Source organism: Skermanella rosea (assembly GCF_016806835.2).
In the GTDB taxonomy this organism is placed as follows: Bacteria; Pseudomonadota; Alphaproteobacteria; order Azospirillales; family Azospirillaceae; genus Skermanella; species Skermanella rosea.
The window spans coordinates 4676667-4690806 of sequence record NZ_CP086111.1 but is presented as its reverse complement, the minus strand read 5'-3'; the positions used below and the strand labels follow the sequence as shown (position 1 = coordinate 4690806).

Genomic DNA, 14140 nt, shown 5'->3' with positions numbered 1-14140 from the left:
AATGCCGGCCTCACGGCTGGCTGTTGCCCTCGACCCAGGCGATGCGCAGGACGTTGGTGTTGCCGGGGGTGCCGAAGGGGATGCCGGCGGTGATCACCAGCCGCTGGCCCTCGGTGGCGAGGCCGTCCTGGTAGGCGATGCGCGAGGCCTTCTGGACCATCTCGGCGAAGGTGCTGACGTCGCCGGTGTTGACGCTGTGGACGCCGTAGGACAGCACCAGCCGGCGCGCGGTCTCCAGGCGTGAGGTCAGGCACAGGATCGGCACGTCCGGCCGCTCGCGGACCGCGCGGAGCGCCGTGGAGCCGGAGGTCGTGTAGGTCACGATGCAGGCGGCCGACACGGTATGCGCGACCTGGCGGGCCGCCGCGGTGATCGCGTCCGCCGAGGTCCGCTGGGGGTCGGGGTGCTGGGCGTCCATGATGGCGCGGTAGAGCGGGTCGTGCTCGACCCGGCGGGCGATGCGGTCCATGATCGACACGGCCTCGATCGGGTAGGCGCCGGTCGCGGTCTCCGCCGACAGCATCACGGCGTCGGCACCGTCATAGACGGCGGTCGCGACGTCGGACGCTTCGGCGCGGGTCGGGGCCGGCGAGCCGATCATGGATTCCAGCATCTGGGTCGCGACGATCACCGGCTTGCCGGCCATGCGCGACTCGCGGACGATCCGCTTCTGGATGCTGGGCACGTCCTCGGCCGGCATCTCCACGCCAAGGTCGCCGCGCGCGACCATGATGCCGTCGGCCATCTCGATCAGCTCGTCGAGGTGGGCGATGGCGGACGGCTTCTCCAGCTTGACCAGCAGCGCCGCGCGGTTGGCGATCAGCCGCCGCGCCTCGGCCACGTCCTCCGGCCGCTGGACGAAGCTGAGTGCCACCCAGTCCACGCCGATGTCGAGCGCGTAGCGCAGGTCGTCGCGGTCCTTGGCGGTCAGCGGCGACAGCGGCAGCAGCACGTTCGGGACGTTGACGCCCTTGCGGTCGGACAGCTGGGTGCCGGTGACCACTTCCGTCTCGGCATGGTCGGGACCGCAGCTCAGCACGCGCAGCCGGACCCGGCCGTCGTCGAGCAGCAGGTCGGTGTCGGGGGTCAGCGCCTCGAAGATCTCGGGGTGGGGCAGCTTGACCCTGGTCTCGTCGCCCGGCTCGTCGGACAGGTCGAGGCGGAACCTCATGCCGGGGCTCAGCTTGATCGGTCCGTCGGCGAAACGGCCCACGCGGAGCTTCGGCCCCTGCAGGTCGGCCATGACGCAGATCGGGCGGCCCGCCTGCTTTTCCAGCCCCCGCAGGATCTCCAGTCGGGTGCCGTGGTCCTCCTGGACGCCATGGCTGAAGTTGAGCCGGAACACGTCGACGCCGGCCTCGAACAGGGCGCGGATCTGTTCCGGCGAGGACGTGCCCGGCCCGAGCGTCGCGACGATCTTGGTCGAGCGGGAACGCCGGATCGAACTGGCCTTGCGTTTCATGTGAATCCCTTCTCGCGCGGGTCTTGGTTCAGGAGGCTTCGCCCCGGCTGGAGGCGTCGGATGGTCAACAATGCCGGTGTGCGGTCATTCCGAGACGGGCGGGCCGAAACGGGCGGGTGCCGCGGGCGGGTCACCGCCGAGCCAAAACTTGCCGTCCGGTGCCGGAATGTCAATGCCGGTCGGGTCGGGGCCGCCTGTTCGACTGACCGGGCGGAGCGGCCGACGTTTCGCCCGGTTGCGCCGCTCCGCGACAGCCCTTACACAGGGGGTGGGTTTTCCAGACTGGCGGAGAGGCTTTGGACGGGGATCACGGGCAACAGGGGACCAGGGCGGAGGCGGCCGGCCCGGTCCAGGCGCTGAGCCGGTCGCTCGACCTGCTGGAATGCATCGCGGCGGCCGGGGACGGCGTCGGCTCGGCCGAGCTGGCGGCCCTGACGGGCCAGCCGCCCAGCACCGCGCACCGCCTGCTCAAGAACCTGGAGCAGCGGGGCTACGTGGCGTTCGACGAGGACCGGGGGCGCTGGTTCATCGGCGTGCAGGCCTTCACCGTCGGCGGCGCCTTCCTGCGCCGGCGGAACCATGCCGTGATCGCGCGCCCGGTCATGCGGCGCCTGATGGAGGACTCGGGCGAGACCGTCAACCTCGCGGTCGAGGACAAGGGCGAGGCGGTCATCCTGACCCAGGTCGAATGCCGGGAGATGATGCGCGCCCTGTCCCAGCCGGGCACGCGCGCGCCGCTCTACTGCTCGGGCGTCGGCAAGGCCCTGCTGGCGGCCCTGCCGGAGGAGGAGGCGCTGGCGGTGTTGAAGGGGCTGCCGCTGAAGCGGATCACCGGGCGGACGCTGACCGGTCCGGACGACCTCGCGAGGGACCTGGCGGAGACCCGGAGGCGCGGCTACGCCGTCGACGACGAGGAGCACTCGGTCGGGCTGCGCTGCGTGGCGGCCGCGGTCCATGACGAGCACGGCAGGCCGCTCTGCGCCCTGTCGATCTCCGGCCCCGCCGTCCGGATCCCCGACGGGCGGATCGCCGAACTGGGAGTGCTGGTCGTCGGCGCCGCCGGGGAGATCACCCGGGCGCTGGGCGGCGTGGCCCCGCAGCGGCGGGGCTGAGGCGGCCTATCCGGCGGGAGCGTCCGCCACCGGCGGCTTTTCCGCGCCGGCCTCGTCGCGGCGGCGCCGGGCGGCATGGTAGTGGTCGAGCACCCAGGTCAGGTGGGCCGTCATGGCGGTCGCGGCGGCGTCGGGATCGTGCCGGTCGATGGCGCGGTGGATCGCCCGGTGCTGGGCCAGCACGACCTTGTCCTCGGACCGCTCGAACAGCTCGTGCCGGTGGAACTCCAGCATCTGGGTCAGCGTGTCGCGGATGACGGACAGGATGTGCATGTAGACCGGACTGCCCGCCGCCTTGCCGATCGCGATGTGGAAGTCCACGTCGTCGGTCGCCCGCAGCTTGCCGCGCGACGGCTGCGCCATGGCGACGACGGTCCGGCCGATCTCGGCCACCTGCTCGGGCGTGGCGTTGATCGCGGCGCGGCGGGCCGCCCAGGATTCCAGGATCACGCGGATCTCGGCCAGGTCATACAGATTGTCGAACTTGACCCGGATCATCTCGGTCAGCGCCGGGTCCATGTCGCCGGCGGTCGAGAGCACCCGCGTGCCGCCGCCCTGGACGGCGGCCAGGAAGCCTTGGGTCTTGAGCTGCTGCAAGGCCGCCCGGACCGACACCCGGCTGACCTGCATCTGCTCGGCAAGCTGCCGCTCCCCCGGGAGCCGCTGGCCGGGCGTCAGCTCGCCGTGGGCGATCATGTCCAGGAGCTTGGTCGCGACCCTGTCGGAAACCCGGTCCGCGCCGGCCTTGGCGACGGGTTCGGCCGCTTCGCTCGTCTCGGTCACTTTGCGCCTTCCTCCGGGCCGGGTCTTCGTTCGATAGGGGTTGCCATGGTAATACCAGACGGCGTCTGACGCCAGAGGGTCCTGACCGGACCGTTCCGCAAGGCTTGGAAGGGCGTTCTACCGGCTGCCCCGCCGGGCGATGAAGATGCCGGCCAGGACGATGGCGGCGCCGGCGGCCTGCCAGGCGCTCAGCGGTTCGCCGAGCAGGATCCAGGCGAACACGCCGGCGGCGGCGGGTTGCAGGAGCAGGCTGACCGAGGAGAAGGCCGGCGGCAGGTGGGCCAGGGCGTAGGCGATCAGGCTCTGGCCGCCGGCGTGGCTGATCACGCCCAGGCCCGCCAGCACCAGCCAGCCGTACAGGCTGGGGGCGATCAGGCTTTCGCCCGACAGCAGGGCCAGGGGCATCAGCGTCAGGCCGGTCACCAGCCCGGTCCAGGTCATGATGGTGGCGGTCGAGAACTCGGCCCGGAGCCGGCCGACCGATAGGATGTAGCCGGCGTAGAACATGGCCGTGACGATGCCCAGCGCGTCGCCGAACAGGTGGCTGAGGCTGAGGTTCAGGCTTTCGCCCATCAGCACGACGGCGCCGCCGATCGCCAGGGCCAGCCCGGCGATGAAGGTCCGCGAGAAGCGCTGCTTGAACACCGCCCAGGACACCAGCGTGACGAAGATCGGCGCGAAGTTGGCGAGCAGGGTCGAGTTCGCGACCGACGTGAACTGGATCGACCAGTGCCAGACCGCGAGGTCCCCCGCGAAGAACAGGCCGGCCCAGGTCAGCCGCAGATAGTCCCGCCGGGTCGAGGGACGGCGGGGGGCCGCCGTGCCGCGCCCCTCCAGCGCCAGCCACGCCAGCAGCACCGGCATGGCGAAGCCGATGCGCCAGAACGCCGTGGCGGTCGGCCCGATCTCGCTCAGCCGGACGAAGATCGGCGACAGCGCGATGCCGAGCGCACCCACCAGCAGGGCGATCAGGGCGATCCGCGCCGCGCGGTCGGCCGCGATGGCCGCGGGGGACAGGCCCGGAGCGATGATCTTGGGCGAGGGGACCGGAGGGGTGCTGGGCATCGGGAAGGTTCCGAAGGAGACGGGGCCGAAAGAGACGCGCGGGATGTGCATGGACACCCGGCGGGGGTGCCGTGGCAAGGGAGGATTTCGTCAGGGCGGCCATGCTCCCGGATTTCGGTGTCGCGGGGCATTTCGCCGTGCGGCGTTTCGGGTATAGTGGCGTTCATGTCTGCTTCCTCCACGGCTCCCAAGCCCTCGGCGATGCCGCCGCTGCTCGGTCCCGGCGATCCGCCGCCGGTGACGGTCCTGAACCGCGAGGGCCGCGCGCCGGTCCTGCTGCTGTGCGACCACGCCTCCAACGCCATGCCCGCGTCGCTGGGGACGCTGGGGCTGGACGACGCGGCGCTGTCCCGGCACATCGCCTACGACATCGGCGCCGCCGACGTGACCCGGGCGCTGGTGGAACGCTGGGACGCGGCGGCCGTGCTGTCCGGCTATTCCCGCCTGATCATCGACCTCAACCGCGACCTGGACGACCCGACCTCGATCCCGGTGATCAGCGACGGCGTGGTGGTGCCGGGCAACCGGGCGCTGGACCCGGCGGAGGCGGCGCAGCGGGTGGACGGGCTGTTCTGGCCCTATCATTCGACCGCGGCCGCCGAGATCGACCGGCTGCGCGGGCGCGGGCAGGTTCCGGCGGTCGTGTCGATCCACAGCTTCACCCCCGTGATGAACGGTATCGAGCGGCCCTGGCATATCGGCATCCTGTGGGACCGCGATCCCCGCATGCCGGTGCCGGTGATGGAACGGCTCCGGGCCGACGCCCGCCTGGTGGTGGGCGACAACGAGCCCTATACCGGCAAGGGCACGGAGGGATCGACCATCGACCGCCACGCGGTGGTGCCGGGGCTGCCCCATCTGCTGGTGGAGATCCGCCAGGACCTGATCGACACCCGCCACGGGGCGGCCGAATGGGCCGGCATCCTGGGCGAGGCCCTGGACGAGGTCCTGGACGACCCTACCTTGTATCGCATCCAGCACTTCTGAGGATCATGGCTGCACCGGCCCCCAGCTTCACGCTCGGCATCGAAGAGGAATACCTGCTGGTAGACCGGCAGACCCGCGATATCGTGCCCGACCCGCCCGAGGACATGCTGGAGGCTTGCGCCGCCGTGGCGCCCGAGCAGGTCCATCCCGAGTTCCTGCGCTGCCAGATCGAGATCGGCACCCGCGTCTGCGCCGACCTGTCGGAGGCGCGGACCGAACTGACCTGGCTGCGCCGCTCGGTCGCCGACGTGGCGGACCGTTACGGGTTGGCACCGATCGCGGCCTCGACCCACCCGTTCGCGGTGTGGCTGCCGCAGAAGCACACCAACCGGGACCGCTACAACATGCTGGCCCGCGACATCGGGGCGCCGGCCAGGCGGCTGATGATCTGCGGCATGCATGTCCATGTCGGGATCGAGGACGAGAACCTGCGCATCGACCTGATGAACCAGGTCCGCTACTTCCTGCCCCATCTGCTGGCGCTGTCCACTTCCTCCCCGTTCTGGCAGGGGCAGGACAGCGGGCTGAAGAGCTACCGGCTGGCGGTCTGGAACGAGCTGCCCCGCACGGGCATGCCGGAGGAATACCAGAGCTTCGGCGAGTTCCAGCAGCAGGTCGGCGCGCTGGTCGATGCCGGGGTGATCGAGGACGCGACCAAGCTGTGGTGGGACATCCGCCCGTCGGGCCGGTTCCCGACGCTGGAGATGCGGATCAGCGACATCTGCACCCGGCTGGACGACACGCTGACCGTCGCCGCCTTCTATGTCTGCCTGCTGCGCATGCTGTGGCGGCTGCGGCGCGGCAACGTCGCGTGGCGGCGCTACCGCAACCTGCTGCTGGAGGAGAACCGCTGGCGGGCGCAGCGCTACGGCTTCGACGCCGGCCTGATCGATTTCGGCCGGGGCGGCATCGTCCCCTATGGCGAGTTGCTGGAGGAGCTGATCGGCCTGCTGCGCGAGGACGCCGAGGCGCTGGGCTGCGTCGAGGCGATCGAGAACGCCCGGGGCATCGTGGCCCGGGGCACCAGCGCCCACCGGCAGGTCGCCGTCTACCAGGAGGCGCTGGCGGCCGGCGCAACGGCCGAGGACGCGCTGAAGCTGGTGGTGGACTGGCTGATCGGCGAGACCCTGCACGGGCTGGAGCCGGCGGCGGGAGGCTGAGGGCGGCGGGCGCATCGGCGTGGTCCGTCCGGCCGCGTCCCTCCCGACGAAGCGGTTGCGCCCGGCGGTGGGTGACGCCATGTCAAGCCGACTGCTTCCGCCTGATCGGAAGCGCTTTGGGGAGTGGACGACGATGACCGAACTGGACGAACGCACGCGCACCGAGCTTGAGGCCGCGGCCTTCCGGCAGCTGGTCGAGCACCTGCGCAACCGCACCGACGTGCAGAACATCGACATGATGAACCTGGCGGGGTTCTGTCGGAACTGCCTGTCGAAATGGTACCGGGCGGCCGCCGAGGGCAAGGGACTGGAGATGAGCTACGACGAGGCGCGGGAGATCATCTACGGCATGCCTTACGAGGAGTGGAAGAACAAGCACCAGTCCGAGGCTTCCGCCGAGAAGCAGCAGGCCTTCGCCGCCGCACAGGCCCGATCGGACCACTGAGGGGCGGCTCCTTGGAGTTGAGGGACTTTTGAGGAACCGCTTCCCTTTATCCTGGAGCGGTTTCCGAACAGGGTGCCCCGGTCCGGATTGCGGAACAGTGCTTTTGATCGGTATTCCGTAGGTCGGCCTCGGCCGAAGGCCGACGCCGACAGGCGGGCCGGAGCGTCGATGCAGTGCGTCGGAGTTCGCCCTGGCGGGCGAAGTCCGACCTACGGCACCGAAGGGGGGCGGCGGGGTGACGAGACTTCCGGGGCTATCGAAAAGTTGGGGCGGAGCGTCGGCGGGGGTGCCCTTGGCGGTCGGATTGGCTATGGTGCCTCCGACAAGTCGTTTCTGGTGACGAGGAATTCATGACGGACACTTCAGTTGCGGCGCGGGCCGATGCCGGGCCGGCGAACGATGTCGGCGGTATCGCCGCCGATCGCCTGCGCTCGTTCGTGGAGCGCATCGAGCGACTCGAGGAAGAGAAGAAGGGCATTTCGGACGACATCAAGGATGTCTATCTCGAGGCCAAGGGCACCGGCTTCGACGTGAAGATCATCCGGACGATCATCCGGCTTCGCAAGAAGGCCAAGGAGGAGCGTCAGGAGGAAGAAGAGCTGATCGAGCTTTACAAGATGGCGCTCGGCATGGAGTGAGCCGACGCCATGCGGGCCACCGCGCTCGCCCGGTGAAGCGCCAGGTCGGCGACGAGGCGGGCGAGCCATGGATCGATCCGGGGATCGGCCCGGGTAATGCGCCCGAAGGCCGCCCGGCGGCGGGCGATGCCGAGTCGGGCATCGGCGGCGAGGCGGGAGGCCAAGCGCCCGGCCGCCGCGATCCGCCCGGCGTCACGAGGGGCGCGGCCGCCCAATAGTGTCGCCGACAGGGCCGCGCGCGGCGGCGGACCGGAAAAATCCAGATACAGGTCGGCCAGGAGAGTCGCCGGATCGGCGGCGTTGGGGTGCGAATCGTCCGTCATGGGGCGATGTGACCACAAACCCACGCTGCGGTCAAAGGAATTTATTCCAATCCTAGTCGGCCGTCCCGCGGCCTACTGGCTTGCCCAGACGATCCGCGCCATCCAGGTGATCTCGGTCGGGCTGAGCGTGCGCAACGGGTGGGCCGGGTTGATCGACTGGAGCTCGATCCTGTTGGCGGTCGAGCGCAGCAGCTGCTTGGCCATCACCTCGCCGCCGGTGGTCTTGACCACGACGCGGTCGCCGCGCCGCAGGCTGGCCGAGGGCGAGACGATGATGATGTCGCCGTCGCGGTAGACCGGCTCCATGCTGTCGCCGGTGATCTCCAGCGCATAGGCCTGCGGATCGCCGACGTGCGGGAATTGCAGCTCGTCCCAGCCGCTGCCGACGGGATAGCCGGCATCGTCGAAAAAGCCCTGGGCGCCCGCCTGCGCATAGCCGATCACCGGGATGCGCTGGGTGGCGCCGGTGATCTGCTCGTTGTCGACCAGGCTGACGAAATCGCTGAACGAGCTGGCGGTCGCCTCCAGCACCTTCGAGATGCTCTCGGTCGACGGCCAGCGCAGCTTCCCCTCGGTCGTGGTCCGCTTGCTCTTGTTGAACGTCGTCGGGTCCAGCCCGGCCCGCCGCGCGAGGCCGGAGGCCGACAGCCCGTTCTGGGCTGCGAGGCGATCAATCGCCTGCCAAATGTCTGCGTGTTTAAGCATGGGAACAATTTCACATATTCTGGTCCTCATGTCCCTAGGAACGTTTTCACAAAAAGCTTGACGTAGGAATTAAAGCGGAACATAAGGGGAACATCAAGGGGGTTCTTCCCGCAGGAAGATGCCCTTCCCCGAAATCCAGTCCGCACAGGAGGTGCCGCCTTGTCCGGCCACCCGTCCCCGTCTCCCCTTCGGCATCGCCCGCCTTCTCCTGCCGGAAGTCCCGGTTCTCCGCGACCCGACACGGATCCCGACGCTTTCGCGGTGCCTTTCGACAGCGCCGAGGAAGCTTGGTTCTGGTTCGTCCAGGCGCAGGAGGCCCGCGCGTCCGGAGCCCGCATCGTCGCCGGCCGCGGCATGGTGCCGCGCCCCTGCGAACCGCTCGACATGATCCGCGTGGTCGACCGGCTGTACCGCCAGCGCAAGCTGATCCGCGACCACCTCCACGTGCTGGTCCATTACGGCCGCCGCCTGATGGCGCCCGATCCGGAGCGCCGGCTGGAGGTGCGGGCGTCCGGCCTGTGGCGGGAGGCGTTGGACTTCCTGGATCCCATCCTGCGCGAGAAGGGCATCGTCGCCGACGCCCGGCTCGCGGGATGAGCGGCACCCTGGCGCCCGCCGCCCCGCCCCGCGCCGAGCCGCGGGCCTGGGTGGTGTTCTGCGGCGATGCCGACCTGTGGTGGCTCCGGCTGCTGCGGCCGGGCTTCCGCCACTGCTTCGTGGCGCTGAACGACGGGACCCACTGGATCACGGTGGACCCGCTGTCGCCGCACCTGGAGATCGCGGTCCAGCCGGTCGCCGCCGGCTTCGACCTCGTCGGCTGGTTCGCCGAGCGCGGCCATGCCGTGGTGGCGGCCCCGGTCCGGCGCGACCTGGACCGCCCGGCACCCTGGGGGCCGTTCACCTGCGTGGAAGCGGCCAAGCGGGTGCTGGGGCTGCATGACCGCTGGGTGCTGACCCCCTGGCAGCTTTACCGCCGGCTGCTCGACCCGGCGTCGCCGGTCGGGTGCGCGTCCGCCGGCCGTGCGTCCACCCGGGCCGGTTCGCCGGCCTTTTCCTGAACCTTCCGAAGGAGCCCGATCCCCATGGCCAAGATGTTCTCGCCGCCCAAGGTGCCGTCCGTCGTGACCACGACGTCCCCGGCCGCCACGTCCCCGACGGCGTCCGTCACCCCGGCGCCGGCCGTGCCGGAACCGACCGTTCCCGCGCCGGTCGTGTCCAGGCCCGACCCCACCCCGGCGGTGCCGGTCGAGGAGGAACCCGCCACAAAGCCGGCGCCGGCCGAGCCCGTGGCGCCGGCTCCCGCGCCGGTCACGCCCGCGAAGACCGCCACGCAGGAGCAGGCCGATGCGCTGGCCGCCGCGGAGAAGGCGCTGGCCCGGCGCGACCGCAGCCTGACCGGCACGGTGCTGACCTCGTGGCGCGGCGTTCTCCAGCAGGCCGGAACCGGTGCCGCGCCGGCGCGCAAGCGCCTGCTGGGGGAGTAGGGCGATGGACGCACCGGCGCTGCTCCAGCGCTTCGACGCGGCCAAATCCAGGCGGAGCGTCTGGGAAGCCCACTGGCAGGAATGCTACGACCACGCGCTGCCCCACGGCGGCGGGTTCGGCTCCGGGGGAAGCCCGGGGGAACGCAAGGCCGACCGGCTGTTCGACGGCACCGCGGCCGACGCGGTCGAACAGCTCGCCGCCAGCCTGTTGGCCCAGCTGACGCCGCCCTGGTCCCGCTGGTTCGGCCTGGCGCCCGGGCCGGACCTGGACGATGCCGAGCGGGACGCCGCCGCCCCCGTGCTGGAGAAGGCGGCGATCACGCTCCAGTCGCATTTCGACCGGTCGAACTTCGCGGTCGAGATGCACCAATGCTACCTTGACCTGGTGACCGCCGGGACCGCCTGCCTGCTGTTCGAGGAGGCGGCGCCGGGCGATTACTCCGGCTTCCGCTTCACCGCGGTGCCGCTGGCCGAGGTCGTGCTGGAGGAGGGCGCCGACGGGCGGCTGGATGGGACCTTCCGGCGCAGCGAGCTGACCCTGGCGCAGCTCCGGCTGCGGTTCCCCGACGCCGCCGTTCCGGACGCGCTGGAGCGGGAGGCCGCCCGCGATCCCCAGGCCCGCTTCGCGGTGGTCGAGGCGGTCCTGAAGGACGGTTCGGCCTACCGCTACAGCGTGATCCTGGACAGCGGGCTGGCGGAGGCGGCCGTCCTGGCGGAGGGGCGGTTCGCCCGCTCCCCCTTCATCAATTTCCGCTGGCTGAAGGCGCCGGGCGAGACCTATGGCCGGTCGCCGGTGATGAAGGCGCTGCCCGACATCAAGACGGCCAACAAGGTGGTCGAACTGGTGCTGAAGAACGCCTCGATCGCGGTCACCGGCATCTGGCAGGCCGACGACGACGGGGTGCTGAACCCCGGCACGATCCGGCTGGTGCCCGGCACCATCATCCCCAAGGCGGTGGGGTCGGCGGGGCTGACGCCCCTGGCGGCGCCCGGCCGGTTCGACGTGTCGCAGCTGGTGCTCGACGACCTGCGGCGGCGCATCCGGCACGCCCTGCTGGTGGACCGGCTGGGGCAGGTGTCGGACGGCCGGATGACCGCGACCGAGGTGCTGGAACGGTCGGCCGAGATGTCGCGCCTGCTGGGCGCCACCTATGGCCGGCTCCAGTCCGAGCTGCTGACGCCGCTGATGATGCGGGCCGTCGCGATCCTGCGCCGGCGCGGCGAGATCCCCGACGTCGCCGTGGACGGCAGGACGGTCGAGCTCCAGTACCGCTCGCCCCTGGCCCAGGCGCAGGCCCAGCGCGACGTCCAGGCGACGCTGCGCTGGCTGGAGGTGGCCGGCGGCCTCGGCAAGGACGCCGAGGCGGCGGTCGACCATGCCGCCGCGGCCCGCTGGCTCGGCCGCTCGTTCGGCGTGCCGGGCGAGCTGGTCCGGACGGCGCCCGCGGCGGCGGAGTGAGTTCCCTTCTTCCTTCCTTTCGTTTCATCCTGAGGAGTGTGACCTATGAGCGAATCCCTGCTGATCGACCCCGCGGCCTCGGACCCGGTTACCCCCGGCGCCGGCGTTCCCGACCGCGCCGCGCTGATGCGGATGCTGGGCGTGCCGGACGCGCCGGACGGCTATTGCATCCGGTGCGACCATGGGCTGTTCGAGGCCGACCCGGACCTGAACCGGCGGCTCCACGCCGCCGGCTTCACGCCCGAGCAGGCGCAGCTGCTGTACGATCTGGCGGCCGAGCGGCTGGTGCCGATGATCCGGCAGATCGCCTTCGAGTTCGAGGCGGAGCGCGAGGTGATGCGGCTGGTCAGCCATTTCGGCGGCGAGGATGCCTGGCGCGAGATCTCCCGCCAGCTCCTGGCCTGGGCGAAGAAGAACCTGCCGGCATCGGCGCTGGACGGCCTGACCACCAGCTATGACGGGGTGATCGCCCTTCACCGCATGATGACCGCGTCGGAGCCGGCGGCGCTCCGCGCGGTTGCGGGGAGCGGGGCGGCCGAGACCCAGCCGGCGGGGAGCGAGGCCGACCTGCACAAGATGATGCGCGACCCGCGCTATTGGCGCGACCGCGACCCTGCCCTGCTCGCCAAGGTGACGGAGGGCTTCCGCCGGATGTATCCCGACCGCGAGTAGAGCGGAACCCGATCAGGTTGAACCGCTCCGATCCTCGCGGCTGTGTTGCGCCCATGGCGCAACGCATCGGATCGGCCGTCTCGGGCGGATCGACCTGATCGGGTACAGCTCCGGTTGCCGAGGTCGGGAGCGTCGATTACCCTCGAACCGGAGAGTGACGGGAGGAACGCATGGCCATCGCACGTGAGGATATCGACGCGGGGAGCATCGACTTTGCCGACGTGGCAACCGGCGAGATGCTTCCTCCCGTTCATCCCGGCGAGATCCTTTCCGAGGAGTTTCTCGGGCCGCTCCGCATTTCGGCTTACAGGCTGGCGAAGGACGTGGGGGTGCCGGCGACGCGGATCCACGCCATCGTCACGGGCTGGCGCGGCATCACCGGCGATACCGCGCTCAGGCTCGGCCGGTATTTCGGCACGTCGGCGCAGATATGGATCAATCTTCAGGCGCGGTATGATCTGGAGACGGCCCGCCGGGAAGCCGGCGCCAGGATCGCGGCGGAGGTCATGCCGTTCCGGCCCGCCTGAGCCGGACCTTCGGGGAAAATTCGCGGAGCGATGAAAAAGGGCTTGACCGAAAAGGAATAAAAACCTAATACTTTCCCTGTCAACACCACAACTCCGTCCACCGGGCCGGACCGCACCTCGCGGTCTGGCCTTTTTCTTTGCCCGCGTCACGGCGGGCCTTCCAGAAAGGATCGCGCATCCATGTCCACCACCATCGACAGGGCCTTCGTCAAGCAGTTCGAGCGCGAGGTCCACGAGAGCTTCCAGCGGATGGGCTCCAAGCTGCGCAACACGGTGCGCAGCAAGGGCGACGTCCGCGGCGCCTCGACCATCTTCCAGAAGGTCGGCAAGGGGGTCGCCTCGCCCAAGGCGCGCCACGGCGCGGTCCCGGTGATGAACATCGACCACGCGCCGGTCGAATGCATCCTGACCGACTACTACGCCGGCGACTGGGTCGACAAGCTGGACGAGCTGAAGACCAACATCGACGAACGCTCGGTCATCACCAACGCCGGTGCCTATGCGCTGGGCCGCAAGACCGACGACTTGATCATCGCCCAGCTGGACACCTCCGTCAGCTATGCCGGCCTCGCCACCGACGGGCTGACCAAGGCCAAGGTGCTGGCCGCCTTCGAGACGCTGGGCCAAGCCGACGTTCCCGACGACGGGCAGCGCTACGCGGTGGTCGGCTGGAAGCAGTGGAGCCAGCTGCTGGGGATCGAGGAGTTCGCCAAGTCCGACTATGTCGGGCCGGACGAGCTGCCGTGGCGCGGCACCCAGGCCAAGCGCTGGCTGGGCACCCTGTGGATCCCCCATTCCGGCCTGACGCTGAACGGCAACGTGCGGCTCTGCCACTGGTACCACAAGACGGCGGTCGGGCACGCGGCCGGCGCCGACGTCACCACCGACGTGACCTGGCACGGCGACCGCGCCTCGCACTTCGTCAACAACATGATGAGCCAGGGCGCCTGCCTGATCGACACATCAGGCGTCGTCACCCTGCGCTGCCTCGAGAACTGACCGATCCCCCATCCCCAGGAGTTCCGAAGATGGCCTTCAAGACCAAGGACCTGAGCGTCCTGGCATATGCCAACGGCTTCACGCTCTGGCACTACGTCACCGGCGACCTCGCGGCGGACGCCGACACCGCCGGCTATTTCAACGCCGCCTCCGACATGCTGCGGGTCGGCGACATGATCATGGCCAACCTCGACGCCGACGGGACGCCCCAGGCCGGCATCCTGCTGGTCGCCTCCAACAGCGGCGGCACCGTGGACGTCGCCAACCTGACCCAGGTCGGCGCCACCAACGGCGACTGATCCAGCCCCCCTGCCAGAGG

General features: G+C 70.3%; 18 protein-coding genes. 13 read left to right on the top strand and 5 right to left on the bottom strand.

The annotated features are described in order from the left end of the window. Positions 1-10 precede the first annotated feature (10 nt). Entirely contained in the window at positions 11-1462 is a 1452-nt protein-coding gene (gene pyk, locus JL101_RS21995; protein ID WP_203096312.1) for a pyruvate kinase, read from the bottom strand. Positions 1463-1758: 296 nt separating this feature from the next. On the opposite strand from pyk, the gene JL101_RS21990 reads away from it, so the two are divergent. Continuing rightward, on the top strand, positions 1759-2574 hold the full coding sequence (locus JL101_RS21990; protein ID WP_203096314.1) for an IclR family transcriptional regulator domain-containing protein: 816 nt from the start codon (positions 1759-1761) through the stop codon (positions 2572-2574). A 6-nt stretch (positions 2575-2580) separates the two neighbouring features. Here JL101_RS21990 and JL101_RS21985 read toward each other — a convergent pair whose 3' ends face one another. Together JL101_RS21985 and JL101_RS21980 are read right to left on the bottom strand one after the other, a co-directional pair. After that, complete coding sequence (locus tag JL101_RS21985; protein ID WP_228435062.1) at positions 2581-3357, bottom strand: FadR/GntR family transcriptional regulator; 777 nt, start codon at positions 3355-3357, stop codon at positions 2581-2583. A 117-nt stretch (positions 3358-3474) separates the two neighbouring features. Then, positions 3475-4422, bottom strand: a complete 948-nt coding sequence (locus tag JL101_RS21980) for a DMT family transporter (protein WP_203096316.1) — start codon at positions 4420-4422, stop codon at positions 3475-3477. Positions 4423-4587: 165 nt separating this feature from the next. On the opposite strand from JL101_RS21980, the gene JL101_RS21975 reads away from it, so the two are divergent. From JL101_RS21975 to JL101_RS21960, 4 genes are all read left to right on the top strand, one after another. Then, complete coding sequence (locus JL101_RS21975; RefSeq protein WP_203096318.1) at positions 4588-5409, top strand: N-formylglutamate amidohydrolase; 822 nt, start codon at positions 4588-4590, stop codon at positions 5407-5409. 5 nt (positions 5410-5414) lie between these two features. Next, entirely contained in the window at positions 5415-6569 is a 1155-nt protein-coding gene (locus JL101_RS21970; protein WP_203096320.1) for a carboxylate-amine ligase, read from the top strand. Positions 6570-6702: 133 nt separating this feature from the next. Then, on the top strand, positions 6703-7014 hold the full coding sequence (locus JL101_RS21965) for a DUF1244 domain-containing protein (RefSeq protein WP_203096321.1): 312 nt from the start codon (positions 6703-6705) through the stop codon (positions 7012-7014). A 350-nt stretch (positions 7015-7364) separates the two neighbouring features. After that, the gene (locus JL101_RS21960) at positions 7365-7652 is read left to right on the top strand and encodes a DUF2312 domain-containing protein (protein WP_158046941.1); all 288 of its coding nucleotides are present in this window, start codon (positions 7365-7367) and stop codon (positions 7650-7652) included. Here the strand turns inward: JL101_RS21960 and JL101_RS21955 are convergent. Next, the gene (locus JL101_RS21955; protein ID WP_228435060.1) at positions 7625-7975 is read right to left on the bottom strand and encodes a hypothetical protein; all 351 of its coding nucleotides are present in this window, start codon (positions 7973-7975) and stop codon (positions 7625-7627) included. The two genes, JL101_RS21960 and JL101_RS21955, sit on opposite strands and share 28 nt — an antisense overlap. A 72-nt stretch (positions 7976-8047) precedes the next feature. Next, entirely contained in the window at positions 8048-8680 is a 633-nt protein-coding gene (locus JL101_RS21950) for a S24 family peptidase (RefSeq protein WP_201073690.1), read from the bottom strand. A gap of 261 nt (positions 8681-8941) precedes the next feature. On the opposite strand from JL101_RS21950, the gene JL101_RS21945 reads away from it, so the two are divergent. From JL101_RS21945 to JL101_RS21910, 8 genes are all read left to right on the top strand, one after another. Continuing rightward, a complete protein-coding gene (locus JL101_RS21945) occupies positions 8942-9277 on the top strand; it encodes a hypothetical protein (protein ID WP_203096323.1) in 336 nt (111 codons plus the stop codon). After that, positions 9274-9738, top strand: a complete 465-nt coding sequence (locus JL101_RS21940; protein ID WP_228435058.1) for a hypothetical protein — start codon at positions 9274-9276, stop codon at positions 9736-9738. The genes JL101_RS21945 and JL101_RS21940 overlap by 4 nt, the downstream gene beginning before the upstream one ends. Positions 9739-9762: 24 nt before the next feature. Beyond that, positions 9763-10164 carry a hypothetical protein gene (locus JL101_RS21935; protein ID WP_203096325.1) on the top strand — a complete coding sequence of 134 codons (402 nt, stop codon included), beginning with the start codon at positions 9763-9765 and terminating at the stop codon, positions 10162-10164. 4 nt (positions 10165-10168) lie between these two features. Beyond that, positions 10169-11623, top strand: coding sequence for a portal protein (locus JL101_RS21930; protein WP_203096327.1), 1455 nt, complete (start codon positions 10169-10171; stop codon positions 11621-11623). Between the two features lie 45 nt (positions 11624-11668). Continuing rightward, entirely contained in the window at positions 11669-12295 is a 627-nt protein-coding gene (locus JL101_RS21925) for a capsid assembly protein (RefSeq protein ID WP_203096329.1), read from the top strand. 170 nt (positions 12296-12465) lie between these two features. Next, a complete protein-coding gene (locus JL101_RS21920; protein WP_228435056.1) occupies positions 12466-12822 on the top strand; it encodes a HigA family addiction module antitoxin in 357 nt (118 codons plus the stop codon). Between the two features lie 180 nt (positions 12823-13002). After that, entirely contained in the window at positions 13003-13821 is an 819-nt protein-coding gene (locus tag JL101_RS21915) for a phage capsid protein (protein WP_203096331.1), read from the top strand. A gap of 29 nt (positions 13822-13850) precedes the next feature. After that, complete coding sequence (locus JL101_RS21910; RefSeq protein ID WP_203096333.1) at positions 13851-14120, top strand: hypothetical protein; 270 nt, start codon at positions 13851-13853, stop codon at positions 14118-14120. Positions 14121-14140: the final 20 nt, after the last annotated feature.